Below are 15,973 nucleotides of genomic sequence, written 5' to 3' on the forward strand. Positions count from 1 at the left end.
CGCTTCAGTCAGTTCAGCAAACAAGCCGGGCCGTGCGCCCGCGCCCGACGCCGGCATTGCGCCGGCGCGTTTCATTTCTTGCTTCACGTCGCGCGCCGGCGTTCCTGCCCGAGGTCCCTGCGCCGCAGCAGGTGGCGGATGCGGGCGCTGAGCGCGTCCGGGTGATACGGTTTCTGCAGCAGATTCACGGTCGATTCCAGCTTGCCCTCATGCGCCAGCACGCCTTCGGCATAGCCGGAGGTGTACAGGATCTCGGCGCGTGGCAGGCGCTCGCGCACCAGTTCTCCCAGTTGCAGGCTGCTGACCGGTCCCGGCATGATCACGTCGGTGAACACCAGGTCGATTTGCTGGCCCTTCTCGAGCGATCGGTCGATCACCCCCACCGCGGCGGCCGCGTCCGGCGCTTCCAGCACGAGGTAGCCGAGCGCCGACAGGATGCCGCAGGTGGTGCTGCGTACGTCTTCCTCGTCCTCGACCACCAGGATGGTCTCCGGGCCGCCCAGCAGCGGCGCCGGCTCGAGGTCTTCCTCGAAGTCCGGCTCGGCGTCGCTGCGCGGCAGGTAGATGCGCACGCTGGTGCCCTTGCCCGGTTCGCTCTTGAGGATGATCTCGCCGCCCGACTGCTTGATGAAGCCGTAGGCCATCGACAGACCCAGGCCGGTGCCCTGCCCGGTCGGCTTGGTGGTAAAAAACGGTTCGAAGGCGCGCGCCAGCACCTCGCGGCTCATGCCCTTGCCGGTGTCGGCGATCTCGATCAGCACCCAGCGCCCGGCCATCAGTTCCGGCGGCAACGGATCGCCCGGTTCGAGATTGGCGGCGCGGATGGTCAGGGTGCCGCTGCCGGCCATGGCATCGCGCGCGTTGATGGCCAGGTTCAGCAGCACGTTGTGCAATTGGTTGGGGTCGACCAGGGTGCTGCCCAGGCCGTGCGCGATCTCGGTCACCACGCGCGCGCGCGGGCCGAGCACGCGGCGCATCATGTCGTCCATCTCGCGCAGCAGGTGGCCGGGATTGACCACCACCGACTGCAGCGGCTGGCGGCGCGCGAACGCGAGCAGGTGCGACGACAGCTTGGCGCCGCGCTCGACGCCGGCCAGCGCCATGTCGACGCGTTCCTTGCCGGAGTCGCTCAGCGCACCGACCAGTTTCAGCAGCTGCAGGTTGCCGCCGATGATCTGCAGCACGTTGTTGAAGTCGTGGGCGACGCCGCCGGTGAGCTGGCCGATCGCTTCCATCTTTTGCGCCTGGAACAGCGCCGACTGGCTGGCCTCGAGCTGGGCCTGGCTATGGCGCAGCGAGACGAAAGCGGCATCGCGCTGGCGCCGCGCGAGGCAGGCATCGCTGTGGTAGCGGACCCGCGCCACCAATTCGCGCGGGTCCGGCCACTTGACCATATAGTCGTTGGCGCCGACGGCGAAGGCCTTGGCCTTGATTTCAGGATCTTCTTCGGACGACAGCAGGATCACGGGGATGTGCTCGGTGTCCTTGTCCGCACGCAAGCGCCGCGTCACCTCGAAGCCGTCGATCTCGGGCATGCGCAAATCGACGAGCACCACCGTCGCCTGGATTTCCTTGGCAATCTCGACCGCCATCGACGGCTGGCTGGCAAAGCGCAGCGAATACGCTTCGCAAGTTTTCAAGCCATACGAGATGATGTCTTCGGCAAATGGCTCGTCGTCGATGAGGAGAATGGAGCAGGCGTTGGCGTCTTCTTGATTCATTGCAACTGCAAATGGTGAAAGGGAGGAACCACGAATTGCAAAAAGGTAAGACTCGATTTTACATCAGCTGTAGCGGTCGTGCCCGGCATTTCAATCGTACGGTACTTAACGTATCGATCCGACAACCCTGATTTTATGGATTTAATTGTAAATATAGGTTCATGCAAAAGCTCCGCCGTGCTCTTGCAACATGTCACAATGTTCCACACCAGTAACAATTGGTAAGAAATTTTCCTTGCTTTTCAGATAGCATGCGGGTTTCTCGCCGAGCATTTATGGCTAATCAATTGCTCGTCACTTTGTTACATCCTGCGCCCTACAGCCACCTCCAGTTCTCTCTCGGGCTACCGCATCCATCTGCCGGCAAGCGCAACGGCCGAGCCGTTCGGCCCGGTCGCATCGGCCGCCTAGCGCTGCTTCTTCTTGTTGGAAGTGAAGGTACGGGTATAAAACTCGGGCGGCTTCCTTGCCACCCAGGCGATGAAGGACTGGATGTCGTCGTTCGACTGCAGCGCAGCCCAGGTGTGATAGGCGCGCAGCAGTTCGCGCTCGGAAAAGGTCGCGTGGATCTTCCGGTGGCAGATCTTATGGATGGGGAATTGCTCCCTACCCTTCAGGCTCTTCGGGATCAGGTGGTGGCGGTCGACGTTCACCGTCCCGAGCGGACGCCCGCATAGAGGACACAGGTCTTCGGTCATCCACCCCATGTCGGGGCGGACGACGCTGCTTTAAAGACCCTTTCAATTCAACAACTTAGAGTGTCCAACAAAACCCTCGCGGCAAGACGCATCGGCGAAGACAGTACGCTGGTACGGCGAGACGATGCAACGCAGCCATGGGGGCTTTTGTTAGGCGCTCTTACAGGGTGTGGACGAAATCAACCTTGATAAGCGAGCCTGCTGAGTAGCATACGTGCCTCGGCCAGCCAAACCCAAGCCGCTGATACCGCGAGTTTGCGGTCGTGATGCATCACTGTGCGGCGCCAGCGTTCGGTCCAAGCGTGGGTTCGTTCAACGACCCAGCGTTTGGGCAGGATCGTGAATCCTGAGTTGATAACAGCAGTTGGCTCAGATGTCGTCTTGGGATCGTGCAGCGTTCCGATCGTGCTGTTACCTGGACGACGAACGACTTCGACACGAATATGATGCGCCTGCTCGATATCATGGGCGCACTTCCCACCGTACGCGCCGTCGGTGTAAAGCTGTTCGAGCCGAGGGCTCTTGGCGCACGCTTGCGCAACCACGGCTGCGGCAGCATCTCGGTCCTGCACGCTCGCGGCGGTCACCGTGACTGCGATGAGCAGCCCCATTGTATCGACGACGAGATTGCGCTTTCGTCCTTTGACCTTCTTGCCTGCATCGAATCCGCTTTCGCCACCTTGTGGCGACGCGCGAGTGGACTGTGCATCGATCACTGCTGCGGCCGGCGTACTCGCGCGTCCCATTCGTGCACGCCATTGTTCGCGCAGCCGGTCCTGCATCTGCTCGAATACGCCGGCTTCGACCCAGCGCGAAAATGCCTTGTAGACCGCCTGCCAAGGTGGAAACGTCTCGGGTAACAGCCGCCAGGCGCAACCCGTGCGCAGTACATACGAGCACGCATTTACCAGATCGCGGCGGCTGTAATGCACAGGCGTGCCTCGTTTTCCTGGTAATCGCTCGAACAAATCAGCGACCAGCTCCCACTCGGCATCTGTCAGATTGGTGCTGTATGGGGAAATATCCTCGCGTCGGTGCGCTGCCGTGTAGCCATACCGTTTGGCGCCCTCAGCTCGCTCCGTATGCGCGCGGCGCGCTGGCTCGAGCCGTACGATGCCTTGCGCACGCAGCACGCGTCGAATCGTTGCATCGCAAACGCGTAACCCACAGCGGCGATGCAGCTCGTCGGCGATTTCATGCAAACTGGCTTGGGCGCGCTCCGTCACGATGTCGTGCAAAATCGCGATATGCTCAGGCTTCAACGCCGGCGGCCTGCCGCCAATGTTGCTTGAGGGCTCAGTACCGTCGAGTGGATGTTTCGTTGCCATGGCATGCTCCTTCCACATCGGGATAGCATGCCACAGCTACGTTATTGATTTTGTCTACACCCTCTTAGCCCACGCGAACGCGCGCGGCGATGGCATCGCCCACCTCGACCGTGCGCGCCCGTCCGCCCAGGTCGCCGGTACGCGGCCCTTCGCGCAGCACGTCCTCGATCGCCTTCACGATCGCGTCGTGCGCCTGGCCGTATGCCGGCGCCACGCCCGGCTCGGCGGCCAGGAAGGACAGCATCATCGCGCCCGACCAGATCATCGCGATCGGGTTGGCGATGCCCTGGCCGGCGATGTCCGGCGCCGAGCCGTGCACCGGCTCGAACAGCGACGGGAACGCGCGGTCGGGGTTGAGGTTGCCGGACGGCGCCAGGCCGATGGTGCCGGTGCAGGCCGGGCCGAGGTCGGACAGGATGTCGCCGAACAGGTTCGAGGCGACCACCACGTCGAAACGGTTCGGCTGCAGCACGAAGCGGGCCGTGAGGATGTCGATGTGCTGCTTGTCGACCGTGATGTCCGGGTAGTCGGCGTGGATGGCGTCGGCACGACCGTCCCACCACGGCATGCTGATCGCGATGCCGTTCGACTTGGTCGCCACCGTCAGATGCTTGCGCTCACGTGCGCGCGCGAGCTCGAAGGCGTAGCGCAGCACGCGGTCGCTGCCGTGGCGGGTGAACACCGATTCCTGGATCACTATCTCGCGCTCGGTGCCGGGGAACATCACGCCGCCCAGGTTGGTGTATTCACCCTCGGTGTTTTCGCGCACGACGAAGAAGTCGATGTCGCCCGGCTTGCGGTTGGCCAGCGGGCACGGCACGCCTTCGAACAGGCGCACCGGGCGCAGATTGATGTACTGGTCGAACTCGCGCCGGAACTTGAGCAGCGAACCCCACAGCGAAACATGGTCCGGCACCAGCGCCGGCCAGCCGACCGCGCCGAAGTAGATCGCATCCATCCCGGACAACTGTTCTTTCCAGTCGGCCGGCATCATGTCGCCGGTCTGCATGTACCAGTCGCAGCTGGCCCAGGGAAAGTGGGTGAACTCGAGCTGCAGGCCGAAGCGCTCGGCCGCCGCCGCCAGCACTTTCAAGCCCTCCGGCAGCACTTCCTTGCCGATACCGTCGCCGGCGATGGCGGCGATCCTGAATACGCGTGTCATGGGTGTCCTTCTTTCTAGTGGTCCGCCAGCATCCTAGCAGCCCTGGCGGGATCCTGCTGCGACCCTCCCGCTGGATCGGGCGCCGGGCAGGAAGCCGGGGCGATCGCACCCGGCGTGACGATCGGTGATCTTTGGGAACGCCTTTTGCCCGATAATAATGATCAAATTCCAAAGAGATCGAAATGACCGACTTTCTGCCGACCGAGTGCGACATTGTCATGGAAGGGGGTGTGACCTCCGGGGTCGTCTATCCGACGTTCGTGGCGAAACTGGCCAGTCGTTTTACCTTGCGTTCGATTGGCGGCACCAGCGTCGGCGCGGTGGCGGCGATCGCCGCGGCGGCGGCGCAATTTGCACGCAACAGGACCGGCCAGTCGGACGGCTTCCAGCGGATGGAACGGATTTCCCTCGATTTGCAGGAAGAGGTCGATGGCAAAAGCCGGCTGTTTTCGCTGTTCCAGCCCTGCCCCGATCTGCGCCGCCATTTCGCAGTGATCACCGGCGCGCTCAACCGGCGCACCCGGCTGCGGGCCTTCGGCCGCGGATCGCTGGCCTTGATGTGGCGCTTCCCGCTGGGTGCTCTGGCCGGCATCGTCGCATGGAGCGCCATCTTCTTCCTGGGGCGTGTCCTGTCCGGCACGGCGTGGAACGAGACGGTGTCGCTGCCCGCACTGGTCTGGCTGAGCTTGAGCGCACTGGCCTGCGTCTGGACCGGCGCGCTGTCCGAATTCCTCATGACGGGCTGGACGGGCTTGCGCCGCAATCGCTGCGGTATATGCTCAGGCATGCGCCCGTCCGGCGACGGGCCGCCCGCCTTGACCGAATGGCTGCACGAGCTGGTCCAAGGCATCGCCGGCCTGCCCGCGGACGAGCCGCTCACCTTCGGCCACCTGGAGGCGTCGAGCCCGTCGATCGAACTCGCGCTGATGACCACCGGCCTGTCGGAGGGCCATGCCGTCCGGCTGCCGCACAGCAGCCACGACCTGGTGTTTCGCGCGTCCGAATTTCGCCAGATTTTCCCGCGCGAGATCGTCGATTGGATGGTGGACCGCGCCACGCAAAGACCGCCGAGCGATCGAAGCAAAGCGATCTTCGACGCCGCCGACGCGGGACGCGCGCGCGACCACTACTATTTGCCGGAGGCCGGCGCGCTCCCGATCCTGGTCGCTGCGCGCATGAGCCTGAGCTTTCCCGGCTTGCTGCAGGCCGTGCCGCTGCTGCGCATCCGCGATGACCCGGATGCGCCCACACGCCGCGGCATGCGGCGCGTCTGGTTTTCGGATGGCGGGCTGACCAGCAACTTCCCGATCCACTTCTTCGATTCGCCGCTGCCGACCCGCCCCACTTTCGGCGTCACCCTGGCCGGCGACCTCGGCCCGGGCGAGCCGGAGGAGGCACGCGTGTTCCTGCCATCCTCCAACAACGAAGGCATCGCGGCGGCCTACCTGCCGCTGGAAGACGGCAACGGCAACCTGTCGCCGCTGGCCTTCGGAAACAGCATCCTGCAAACGATACGCACCTGGCGCGACACGGCCCTGAAACGCAGCCCCGGCTACCGCGACCGCGTCGTCCAGATCCGCCATACCAAGGCCGAAGGCGGCTTGAACCTCGACATGCCCAAGGAAGCAATCGAGCGTATGCGCGCCAGCGGCACGCTCGCGGCCGTCAAGATCATCGATCGCTTCCTGTGCCCGGACCCCGCCAGAAACGGCTGGCTGAACCATCGATGGGTGCGCATGCGCAGCACCACCGCCCTGCTGCAGGGTGCAATCAAGCCCTTGCACGCCGCCATGGTCGACCCGGACCTGAGGCCCTCGTACCAGGCCATGTGGCTGGCCAGGGGCAAGGCGGCGCCAGGCGCCTATCCGCTCAACGCAGAGGAACGCGAGGCCGGGCGCAAGCTGTGGGAAGGCCTGGTCGCCGTCGACGCCCATGCGCAGGGCGTCGACTTGTCCGACAGCGCGCCACGCCCGGAACCGTCGATGGCGATTACCCCCAAGCAGAACTGACGGCGCCCGGCTGCGACGGAGCGCAGGTCCCGGCAGCGGGCCGAACGCTAGCCCACCGCCAGGCGCGAGAAGCTGGCCACGCTGGCAACCGCGGCAAACGCGGCGGCGATCGCCACCGCATACCAGCTGCCGTGCTGGCCCGACACCGTCAGGCAGAACGCCACCAGCGCCGCGCCGGTCGATTGACCGATCAGGCGCGCGGTCGCGACCATGCCGCTGGCGCTGCCGCTGCGGTTGGGCGGGGCCGAGCCCATGATCGCCTTGATGTTCGGGGCCTGGAAGAAGCCGAAACCGATGCCGCACAGCGCCATGCGCCAGCCGATTTCGACGGCCGTCGGCGCCAGCGGCATGCGCAGCAGCGTCACCAGGCCGGCCGACAGGATCATCAGGCCGATCCCGCCCAGCAGACCGGGTGCATAGCGGTCGCTCAGGCGCCCGGCCACCGGCGCCATCACGCCGACCAGCACCGGCCAGGGCGTCATCAGGAAGCCGGTCTCGACCGGCGTGCGCCCGAGCGCGCTTTCGAAATAGAACGGCAGCGCGACGAAGGCCAGCGCCTGCGCGGCGAAGGTGCAGATCGAGGTCAGCGTCGACAGCGCGAACAGCGGCCGGCGGAACAGGTCGACCGGCAGCAGCGGCGCCGGATGCCCTCGTTGGCGCCACAGCAGCAGGGCAAACAAGGCCAGCGCGATCAGCACTTCCGGCAGCAACTTAGGCAACGGCACCTGGTGCGCGGCATCGCCCAGCGCCAGCACCGCCATGCTGAAGGCGCCGACGTTGAACAGCGCCGCGACCAGGTCGACCTTGTGGCTGGCCGGTTTGTTGTACGGCAGCGCCTTGCGCGCCAGGAAGAAGGCGATCACGCCCGGCAGCACGTTGATGCCGAACAGCCATTCCCACGACGATGCCGCCAGGATCACCGAGGCCAGGCTCGGGCCGAGCGCGAAGCCGATCGCCACCATCAGCGCATTGTTGCCGAAGCCGCGCCCGTGCAGCTTGGCCGGGTAGACGGTGCGCAGCAGCGCCGTGTTCACCCCCATCAGCATGGCCGCGCCAAGGCCCTGGAACAGGCGCCCGACGATCAGTGCCGGCAGCGAGAACGACAGCGCGCACTCGAGCGAGGCCAGGGTGAAAACCACCATGCCGGTGAGGTAGATGCGGCGGTAGCCGATGGTCTCGCCCAGCGCCGCCACCGGCAGCAGGGTCGCGACCATCGCCAGCTGATAGGCGTTGACGATCCAGACCGAATCGGCCGGTGTGGCATGCAGTTGCGCGGCCATGGCCGGCAGCGCCGTGTTGGCGATCGCGGTGTCGAGCGCGGACATGATCACCCCGAGCGCCAGCGCGATGATGGCCCAGGTGCGCGGCCCCTCGGGCAAGCCGTCCTCGACCTCTTCGACAGGCGCGCGCACGCCCCCGCCGCGCATTGTGTCCTGCGCGTAAGTACTTGTATTTACTGGGGTTTTCATGCTCGATCCTGCGCTGCAACAAAGGGTCGATTATAGGCGGGCCGGGCGAGGTCTGCTGACCAGGCGGCGAAATTCTCCATCGCCGGTGCGTAAACGTTTGCGCGAGTCAACAGTGCACATACCCGATCAGGATTGATGTAAATTTAATATTCTCAAGCCATCACACAGACCGGAGGGGTTCATCATGCAACACACTCTAGTAGCGGTTTTCGACAATCGCGACAGCGCCCAGAACGCCATGGACGCCTTGTTGTCCGCGGACTTTTCCCGAACCAATGTCAGCATCTCGAGTGCGGACACGAGCGCCGGCAGCGCCACCCACGACGAAAGCGTGGGCGCCTCGGTCAAGCACTTTTTTTCCAACCTGTTCGGCGACGACCACGACGAGCACGCGAGCCGTTATGCCGGCGCCGTGACGCAAGGCCACCATGTCCTCACCATCACCGCCCAGTCGGATGCCGAGGTCGACCGCGCCTCCGGCCTGATCGAGCACTTCAATCCGCTCGACATCGACGAGCGCGACGCCACGTCGGCGATGGACCCCAGCGTGCTGTCGACCGTCAGGACCGGCAGCTCGAGCCTGGGCGCGTCGATGCAGGCCGGCGTCACGGGTTCGTCGTCGTACAGCACCGGCTCGCTGAGCGACAGTACGCAGTCCGGTTCGATGCAACGCGACATGGGCGAGCAGCTCAATGACCAGCGCTCCGCCGCAATTCCGGTCGTGCAGGAAGAACTGAAAGTCGGCAAGCGTGAAGTCCAGCGCGGCGGCGTGCGCGTGTTCTCGCGCGTGATCGAAACCCCGGTCAACGAAAGCGTCAACCTGCGCGAAGAGCACGTGAACGTCGAGCGCCGTCCGGTCGACCAGCCGATCAGCACCACCGACGCGACTGCCTTCAAGGAACAGTCGATCGAGCTGCGCGAGACCGCCGAGGAAGCCGTGGTGCAGAAATCGGCCCGCGTGGTCGAGGAAGTCATCGTCGGCAAGGAAGTCAGCAACCGCGAGCAGCAGATTAACGACACCGTGCGCCACACCGAAGTTCAGGTCGAGCAACTGGGCGATTCGGCGCTCAATGACGATACCGCCTATCGCGACCATTTCAACAGCACCTACGGGGCTTCGGGCGGCAGCTATGACGAGTATGCGCCGGCCTACAGCTACGGTTCGCAGATGCGCGGCGATGCGCGCTACCAGGGCCGCAACTGGGACGACGTCGAGTCCGACCTGCGCAGCGATTGGGAAAGCCGCAACGGCAGCACCGCCGGCTCGACCTGGGACAAGATGAAAGCCGCCGTGCGTCAGGGCTGGGACAAGGTTGCCCATTAAACGAATCGGTCGCTGAAACGAAAAAGGCCGCATCGGACGATGCGGCCTTTTGCATTACAGCTTGATGTTCTGGCTCCCCGACCTGGACTCGAACCAGGGACCTGCGGATTAACAGTCCGTCGCTCTACCAACTGAGCTATCAGGGAAAGGAGGCCAGATTATAGCGGCTGGTTTCCGGTTTGACTAGTGCAGCACGGAAATCGTGCGCGCCCGGCAGCCGCTCTTGCCACCGCCGGCGCTGGCTACGGCTACGGCTGCGGCATCAGCAAGGCATGCTGCGACGCCGTATGAAAATCGCGCCAGACGCGGTTGATCTCGGCATCCTCGCGCGCCGCCGCCAGGCCGCAGTACGGGAACAAGGTATCGACGGCAGAACGCGCCGCACCCACCCAGGCCATCGACGCGGCTTCCAGCGCCGCGGCCTGCCCTGCATCGACCACATCCTCGGTAGAGGCGGCCAGCCAGGCCGCATCGAGCACCGCGTACACGCGCGTGCGCGCGTCGCCCAGGCGCGCGCGCGTGGAGGCCAGCACGGCCGCCACCTGCGGCGCTTCGATCAGCGCACCGCCATCGTCGGCGAAGCGGTTGCGCCGGCGCGCGATGCAATCGGTGGCCAGGTCGACGAAGTGCTGCGCCATGCCAGCCAGGTTGGCCGCCAGCGTGACGTAGGCGAAGGCCAGGAACGGAAAACGGTACAGCGGCCCCGGCGCGGTGGCGCGCGCGGGATCGATGTCGAAGGCATGTTCGCGCGGCACCCGCTGCCCTTTGATACGGTAGGCATCCGAAGCGGTCGCGCGCAAGCCGATGCTGCGCCAGGTCGGCTGGGTCTCGACCAGCTCGGCGGGCACCACGAAGGCCTGGATACGCGGCTTGCCCTGGGTGTCGCGCAGCACCGCGCCATCCTTGCGCAGCACGGCGTTGAAGGTGAAGTGGGTGGCCATCGGCGCGCCGCTGGCGTAGTCCCAGAGGCCGTCGATGCGATAGCCATCGCCCTCGAGGTCGGCGTAGCCGGTCGGGGCGCCGCTGCCGGCCAGGCAGACGCGGCGCGTGGCCAGGATCTGGCGCGCCAGCGGCGGCGCGAGAAAACCGGCGAACCAGCCGGCGCCGGCGCACAGCGTCAGCGTCCAGGCGGTGCTGCCGTCGACGCGCGCCACCGCTTCTTCCAGGCGCACGACGTCGGGCAGCGGCCATTCGCCGCCGCCGAGCGCGCGCGGGGCCAGCATCCTGAGCCAGCCGCGCCGGTGCAGGATGCCCTGCTGGACCGGATGCAGCCAGCGCCAGGCGTCGGCCTCGGCGGCGTAGCGGGCGATACGGCGCGCGTCGGTGGCGGACAAGGTCGTCCCGAAAGGGGCGTGGCGCATGCTGGGAATCCTGTCAATCAACTGGCGAATCCTCGGTCCGCAGCACTTGTATCGGTTCGTCGGCAAAATAGACCTGGATCGGATACGCCGAATACGCTTTCCATTGCGCTTGCGTGATCAGCCATTTCGCCACGAACTCCTTGACGGTTGAACGCGCGGCTTCGCGCTGCAGCCTGATATAAGCAGGCGTCGCTGCCTTCGCATTCAAGCCGGGAGAAATCGAATGCAGAATCTTGTCCAGCACGGCACTACCGGTAACGACCGACCAGATGCCCGTGGATTGCTGTCGTATTCCCTTCGTATCGATCGCGACCGGCAGCGTGGGCTGGACCGCTGGCGCAATCACCACGAAGGTCTTGTTTCTGAAGCGGATCTTCCACTCGGGCGCCAGTTCGATATGGTAGCGATAGACAGCGGGTACTTTTATTTGCCCGACCGTACTTCCAAGATGAATCCGCAAGAACGAATGCGCATCGGTGGCTTCGAATTGCTCGGTTGCCGATATTGCACTGACTTCGAGGAGTCCGCCGCGTGTGCGCATGACGATCGGTGCGCCGATGGTACTGCTTTCCGGGCGGCGCCCGTCCTTGGCCTTCTGATATTGATAGAAATTTCCAGCCAGGCTGGCACATAGGATGAGTACCAAAAGCGCTTTCAAGATTTCCCTGTTCGGCAGGCTTTTCTCTCTCGAACCACCGGCCTGGAAACGACAAAGGCCTTCCGAAGAAGGCCTTTGTGTTCAACTTTATTCTGGCTCCCCGACCTGGACTCGAACCAGGGACCTGCGGATTAACAGTCCGTCGCTCTACCAACTGAGCTATCAGGGAAAGGAGGCCGTATTATAGCAGGAATTTCAGCCTTGCCAAGTTTAAGCACCGGCGTGCAGTGTTTGTTATAGTCGCGACTCTTCTCCGACCAGCAGAACCACACCGACATGAACACACCCCGCATCCTCGGCACCCCGCTCTCCCCTTCCGCCACGCGCGTCATGCTGCTCGGCTCCGGCGAGCTCGGCAAGGAAGTCATCATCGCGCTGCAGCGCCTCGGCGTCGAGGTGATCGCGGTCGATCGCTACCCGAACGCGCCCGGCCACCAGGTCGCGCACCGGGCCCACGTGATCGACATGACCGACGGCGCCGCGCTGGCCGCGCTGATCGAGCAGGAAAAGCCGGACCTGGTCGTGCCCGAGATCGAAGCGATCGCCACCGACACGCTGGCCGAGCTGGAAACCGCGGGCAGGATCGCCTGCATCCCGACCGCGCGCGCCGCCCAGCTGACCATGAACCGCGAAGGCATCCGCCGCCTGGCCGCCGAAGAACTCGGCCTGGCGACCTCGCCCTACCGCTTCGCGTCCAGCCTGGCCGAGCTGCAAGCGGCATGTGCCGAGATCGGCTTCCCGTGCGTGGTCAAACCGGTGATGTCCTCGTCCGGCAAGGGCCAGTCGAAGCTCGACAGCGCCGCTGACGTCGAGAATGCCTGGAACTACGCCGCAGCGGGCGGGCGCGTCGACGCCGGCCGCGTGATCGTCGAAGGCTTCATCGATTTCGATTACGAGATCACGCTGCTGACGGTGCGCGCCACCAACGGGGACGGCGAGACCGCCACCCAGTTCTGCGAGCCGATCGGGCACAGGCAGGTGCACGGCGATTACGTCGAGTCCTGGCAGCCGCAGCCGATGAGCCCGCGCGCGCTGGAAGCCGCGCGCGAGATCGCCGACAAGGTCACCACCAACCTCGGCGGCCGGGGCGTGTTCGGCGTCGAGCTGTTCGTCAAGGGCGACATGGTGTGGTTCTCGGAAGTCAGCCCGCGTCCGCACGACACCGGCATGGTGACGATGGCGACGCAAACCCAGAGCGAGTTCGAGCTGCACGCCAAAGCCATCCTCGGCCTGCCGGTCAACGTCGCGCTGCGCTCGCCGGGCGCGTCCGCCGTTATCTACGGGCAGCTCGACGAGCCGGGCATCGCCTTCGAGGGCGTGGCCGAGGCGCTGCGCGTGCCGGGCGCCGACATCCGCCTGTTCGGCAAGCCGGAATCGTTCGCGCGCCGCCGCATGGGCGTGGCGCTGGCGAGCGCCGACGACATCGACAGCGCGCGCGCCCGCGCGCTCGAGGCGGCCGCCAAGGTCAAGCCGGTCTCCGGCTGGAAGTGATTTTCACGGGCGCAGGCCGGCGCCCGGATTCGGCCCCAGCAGCCTGGGGTCGTACGTCCACTTCCTGACCTTGCGCGCCACGACCTGGCTCGCATCCGGATGCAGCGGATTGATCAGCACGTTCGATTCCTCGCCGACGATGAAGGAGGGCACGATCATCAGCGCGCTGCGCTTGCCCTTGAGCCAGGCGTCGCCGGCGTCGAGGCTGACCTTGCCGGTCGGGATCGCGTCCCCGCCGACCGGCGGCGTCGACAAGTCGACCGCGTCCGCCCACACCCCGTCCGGAATGGAAAATTCGACCAGGTAGCGGTTCAGCGGCAAGCCGCCGGCCTTGAGGTGGATGAAGGTTTCCAGCACGGCCAGCGAGATATTGCCGGCGCAGTAGACGACCGCGTTGCCGGGGCGGTTCCAGCGTCCGCCGGACAGCTTGGCGCCGGCGCCGGTGAGGTCGTCCGCGGTGTAGCCGGGCGTATCGGTCGCGATCCGCCAGGCGCGGATCACGCGTAGGCCCCGGTCTGCATCTGCGCCAGCAACTTGGAAATCATGTCCTGGCCTTCGATCGTGTCCATGTATTGCGAGGGCGAGGCGCCGGCCAGGGCCGGGATCGGCTCCTCCATCCAGCGCGTGAGCCAGCGCGCGGCGTCGAAGTCGTGCATCTGCCCGGGGTCGCCCGATTGTTCGAGCATGGTTTCGACCTGGCCGATGAGTTTGGCCATGCCGAGGACTTTTTCGCTGTCTTCGCGCGACAGCGCTTCGTTGCGGCTGGCCTTGCGGTTGACGGTGGCGGTGGCGATGTCCAGCATGGTGAAAATCTTTTCCTGCTGGATGTCGAGGCGGCCGACGAAGGCCTTGAAGTCGGCGGCGTTGACGCCGCTGCGGATCAGGTCGATCCGGTCGGTGGGTGTGGTTTGATAGAGCGCACGGAAGTTCAGCCACCGGCTCTGCAGGCCGACTGCCGATTCCGCCACGATATGCTTTGCAGCTGCCGTCATGATTTGCTCGTTTGAGTACCAATCCTAGATCAAATGAGCAAAGCGCGCTAGCGGACGCCAAAAAGCGAAAAAGGCCGCATCGTTGGATGCGGCCTTTGCCTTACTGCTGAATTCTGGCTCCCCGACCTGGACTCGAACCAGGGACCTGCGGATTAACAGTCCGTCGCTCTACCAACTGAGCTATCAGGGAATTGATGTTGCTATTATAACTGCTGCCCCACTGCTTGCACAGACCAAGTTATCAATCGTGCATACCTGCAAGGCTGGAATTCTGGCTCCCCGACCTGGACTCGAACCAGGGACCTGCGGATTAACAGTCCGTCGCTCTACCGACTGAGCTATCAGGGAACGGTGGGGGTCTCAATCAAGCTGCTGCGCGTTGCATTTTCGGTTTGCGATGCTCGCCGTACCGTAAGTACGGCTGCGCTTCTCAACCGAAACTGCGGCCGCTCGCGACGCTTGCTTGAGACCCCGATACGCAAGCGGGATGTCAAAGCGACATCCTGTTAGCGAAGAGCCGGGATTTTAGAGAACTTTTGCGATGGCGTCAACGACGCGATCGATGTTCTTCGAGTTCAGCGCGGCGACGCAGATGCGGCCGGTATCGACGGCGTAGATCGACTCGTTGCGCAGCTGGCCGACCTGCTCCTTGGTCAGGCCCGAGTACGAGAACATGCCGACCTGCTGGCGCACGAATTCGAAGTCCTTGCCAGGCGCTTTTTCGGCCAGCTTTTTCACCAGCTCGTCACGCATCTCCTTGATGCGCACGCGCATGCCGGCCAGCTCGTCTTCCCATTTCTGGCGCAGTTCCGGGGTCGACAGCACGGTCGCGACCACCTTGCCGCCATGGGTCGGCGGGTTCGAGTAGTTGGTGCGCACGATGCGCTTCAGCTGCGACAGCAGGCGCGCCGCTTCTTCGCTCGAGGAAGCCACCACCGACAGCGCGCCGACGCGCTCGCCGTACAGCGAGAACGACTTCGAGAACGAGTTCGACACCAGCAGCGGGCCACCGGCGTCCACGAAGCGGCGCACCACCGCGCCGTCTTCGGCGATGCCGGCGCCGAAGCCCTGGTAAGCCATGTCCAGGAACGGAATCAGGCCGCCGGCCTTGACCGCCTCGATCACCTGGCCCCACTGCTCGGGGGTCAGGTCGGCGCCGGTCGGGTTATGGCAGCAGGCGTGCAGCACGACGATCGCGCCTTCCGGCATCGCCTTCAGTGCGGCCAGCATGCCGTCGAAGTTCACGCCGTGGGTCGCCGGGTCGTAGTAGGTATAGTTGTTGACTTCGAAACCGGCGCTTTCGAACAGCGCGCGGTGGTTTTCCCAGCTCGGATCGCTGATGTAAACTTGCGAGCCCGGCGCGAAACGCTTGAGGAAGTCGGCGCCGATCTTCAGCGCGCCGGTGCCGCCCAGTGCTTGCACGGTGATCGCACGCTTCTCTTGAATTACCGGGCTATCGGCCCCAAATACGAGTTCTTGCACAGCCTTGTCGTACGTACCGAGGCCTTCGATCGGCAGATAGGTACGCGGTGCAGGCTGTTCCATCAACATCGCTTCCGCTTTGCGCACGCATTCCAAGAGCGGCACTTTTCCGTTGTCATCATAGTAGACACCGACGCCCAGGTTGATCTTGGCCGGGTTGGCATCTGCATTGAAGGCTTCGGTAATGCCCAGGATCGGGTCGCGCGGGGCCATGGCGATGGCGCCAAAGATGCTGGCAGGAGCTGTGGAATTCATCGTGATAAACTTGGTTTGTCGGC

Annotated in this window: 13 protein-coding genes and 4 tRNA genes; 3 read left to right on the forward strand and 14 right to left on the reverse strand. The window is 64.7% G+C overall.

Annotation, left to right across the window (positions count from 1 at the left end):
* Positions 1-83 precede the first annotated feature (83 nt).
* The 4 genes from FA90_RS11305 to FA90_RS11320 all read right to left on the reverse strand — a co-directional run bounded on the left by FA90_RS11305 (position 84) and on the right by FA90_RS11320 (position 4,909).
* Positions 84-1,721, reverse strand: coding sequence for a response regulator (locus FA90_RS11305; protein WP_036168777.1), 1,638 nt, complete (start codon positions 1,719-1,721; stop codon positions 84-86).
* A 407-nt stretch (positions 1,722-2,128) separates the two neighbouring features.
* Positions 2,129-2,419, reverse strand: a complete 291-nt coding sequence (locus FA90_RS11310) for an HNH endonuclease (protein ID WP_051971716.1) — start codon at positions 2,417-2,419, stop codon at positions 2,129-2,131.
* A 179-nt stretch (positions 2,420-2,598) separates the two neighbouring features.
* On the reverse strand, positions 2,599-3,747 hold the full coding sequence (locus tag FA90_RS25645; RefSeq protein WP_081934087.1) for an IS5 family transposase: 1,149 nt from the start codon (positions 3,745-3,747) through the stop codon (positions 2,599-2,601).
* A 64-nt stretch (positions 3,748-3,811) separates the two neighbouring features.
* Complete coding sequence (locus FA90_RS11320; protein WP_036168782.1) at positions 3,812-4,909, reverse strand: tartrate dehydrogenase; 1,098 nt, start codon at positions 4,907-4,909, stop codon at positions 3,812-3,814.
* Positions 4,910-5,091: 182 nt separating this feature from the next.
* Here FA90_RS11320 and FA90_RS11325 point away from each other — a divergent pair, with 182 nt between their 5' ends.
* Positions 5,092-6,918: a patatin-like phospholipase family protein gene (locus FA90_RS11325; protein ID WP_036168783.1), complete on the forward strand. Its 1,827-nt coding sequence runs from the start codon at positions 5,092-5,094 to the stop codon at positions 6,916-6,918.
* 47 nt (positions 6,919-6,965) lie between these two features.
* On the opposite strand, the gene FA90_RS11330 is transcribed toward FA90_RS11325, so the two are convergent.
* Positions 6,966-8,387: an MFS transporter gene (locus tag FA90_RS11330; RefSeq protein ID WP_239700682.1), complete on the reverse strand. Its 1,422-nt coding sequence runs from the start codon at positions 8,385-8,387 to the stop codon at positions 6,966-6,968.
* Between the two features lie 184 nt (positions 8,388-8,571).
* Here FA90_RS11330 and FA90_RS11335 point away from each other — a divergent pair, with 184 nt between their 5' ends.
* Positions 8,572-9,711 carry a YsnF/AvaK domain-containing protein gene (locus FA90_RS11335; protein WP_036168785.1) on the forward strand — a complete coding sequence of 380 codons (1,140 nt, stop codon included), beginning with the start codon at positions 8,572-8,574 and terminating at the stop codon, positions 9,709-9,711.
* A gap of 70 nt (positions 9,712-9,781) precedes the next feature.
* Here FA90_RS11335 and FA90_RS11340 read toward each other — a convergent pair.
* From FA90_RS11340 to FA90_RS11355, 4 genes are all read right to left on the reverse strand, one after another.
* Positions 9,782-9,857 (reverse strand) — tRNA-Asn (locus FA90_RS11340).
* A 102-nt stretch (positions 9,858-9,959) separates the two neighbouring features.
* Positions 9,960-11,072 carry an acyl-coA dehydrogenase-like protein gene (locus FA90_RS11345; RefSeq protein WP_036168786.1) on the reverse strand — a complete coding sequence of 371 codons (1,113 nt, stop codon included), beginning with the start codon at positions 11,070-11,072 and terminating at the stop codon, positions 9,960-9,962.
* A 13-nt stretch (positions 11,073-11,085) separates the two neighbouring features.
* A complete protein-coding gene (locus FA90_RS11350) occupies positions 11,086-11,730 on the reverse strand; it encodes a hypothetical protein (protein ID WP_036168788.1) in 645 nt (214 codons plus the stop codon).
* Between the two features lie 93 nt (positions 11,731-11,823).
* Positions 11,824-11,899 (reverse strand) — tRNA-Asn (locus tag FA90_RS11355).
* 107 nt (positions 11,900-12,006) lie between these two features.
* Between FA90_RS11355 and purT the strand changes: the two genes are divergently transcribed.
* The gene (gene purT / locus FA90_RS11360) at positions 12,007-13,221 is read left to right on the forward strand and encodes a formate-dependent phosphoribosylglycinamide formyltransferase (RefSeq protein ID WP_036168790.1); all 1,215 of its coding nucleotides are present in this window, start codon (positions 12,007-12,009) and stop codon (positions 13,219-13,221) included.
* Positions 13,222-13,224: 3 nt separating this feature from the next.
* Here purT and FA90_RS11365 read toward each other — a convergent pair whose 3' ends face one another.
* The 5 genes from FA90_RS11365 to FA90_RS11385 all read right to left on the reverse strand — a co-directional run bounded on the left by FA90_RS11365 (position 13,225) and on the right by FA90_RS11385 (position 15,950).
* Positions 13,225-13,722 carry an RES family NAD+ phosphorylase gene (locus FA90_RS11365; protein WP_036168792.1) on the reverse strand — a complete coding sequence of 166 codons (498 nt, stop codon included), beginning with the start codon at positions 13,720-13,722 and terminating at the stop codon, positions 13,225-13,227.
* Positions 13,719-14,213 (reverse strand): antitoxin Xre/MbcA/ParS toxin-binding domain-containing protein, encoded by a 495-nt coding sequence (locus FA90_RS27260; protein ID WP_036168794.1) that lies wholly within the window; start codon positions 14,211-14,213, stop codon positions 13,719-13,721. The genes FA90_RS11365 and FA90_RS27260 overlap by 4 nt, the downstream gene beginning before the upstream one ends.
* Before the next feature lie 114 nt (positions 14,214-14,327).
* Positions 14,328-14,403, reverse strand: a tRNA-Asn gene (locus FA90_RS11375).
* A gap of 82 nt (positions 14,404-14,485) precedes the next feature.
* Positions 14,486-14,561 (reverse strand) — tRNA-Asn (locus FA90_RS11380).
* A gap of 177 nt (positions 14,562-14,738) precedes the next feature.
* Positions 14,739-15,950: an amino acid aminotransferase gene (locus FA90_RS11385; RefSeq protein ID WP_036168796.1), complete on the reverse strand. Its 1,212-nt coding sequence runs from the start codon at positions 15,948-15,950 to the stop codon at positions 14,739-14,741.
* Positions 15,951-15,973 lie beyond the last annotated feature (23 nt).

It is taken from the genome of Massilia sp. 9096 (assembly GCF_000745265.1).
In the GTDB taxonomy this organism is placed as follows: domain Bacteria; phylum Pseudomonadota; class Gammaproteobacteria; order Burkholderiales; family Burkholderiaceae_D; genus Telluria.

Bases quoted from the DNA above. Each gene is read 5' to 3' on its own strand.
- FA90_RS11385 (WP_036168796.1), bottom strand. From the start codon at position 15,950: ATGAATTCCACAGCTCCTGCCAGCATCTTTGGCGCCATCGCCATGGCC.
- FA90_RS27260 (WP_036168794.1), bottom strand. From the start codon at position 14,213: ATGACGGCAGCTGCAAAGCATATCGTGGCGGAATCGGCAGTCGGCCTG.
- FA90_RS11305 (WP_036168777.1), bottom strand. From the start codon at position 1,721: ATGAATCAAGAAGACGCCAACGCCTGCTCCATTCTCCTCATCGACGAC.
- FA90_RS25645 (WP_081934087.1), bottom strand. From the start codon at position 3,747: ATGGCAACGAAACATCCACTCGACGGTACTGAGCCCTCAAGCAACATT.
- FA90_RS11325 (WP_036168783.1), top strand. From the start codon at position 5,092: ATGACCGACTTTCTGCCGACCGAGTGCGACATTGTCATGGAAGGGGGT.
- FA90_RS11330 (WP_239700682.1), bottom strand. From the start codon at position 8,387: ATGAAAACCCCAGTAAATACAAGTACTTACGCGCAGGACACAATGCGC.
- FA90_RS11310 (WP_051971716.1), bottom strand. From the start codon at position 2,419: ATGACCGAAGACCTGTGTCCTCTATGCGGGCGTCCGCTCGGGACGGTG.
- purT (WP_036168790.1), top strand. From the start codon at position 12,007: ATGAACACACCCCGCATCCTCGGCACCCCGCTCTCCCCTTCCGCCACG.
- FA90_RS11335 (WP_036168785.1), top strand. From the start codon at position 8,572: ATGCAACACACTCTAGTAGCGGTTTTCGACAATCGCGACAGCGCCCAG.
- FA90_RS11345 (WP_036168786.1), bottom strand. From the start codon at position 11,072: ATGCGCCACGCCCCTTTCGGGACGACCTTGTCCGCCACCGACGCGCGC.
- FA90_RS11320 (WP_036168782.1), bottom strand. From the start codon at position 4,909: ATGACACGCGTATTCAGGATCGCCGCCATCGCCGGCGACGGTATCGGC.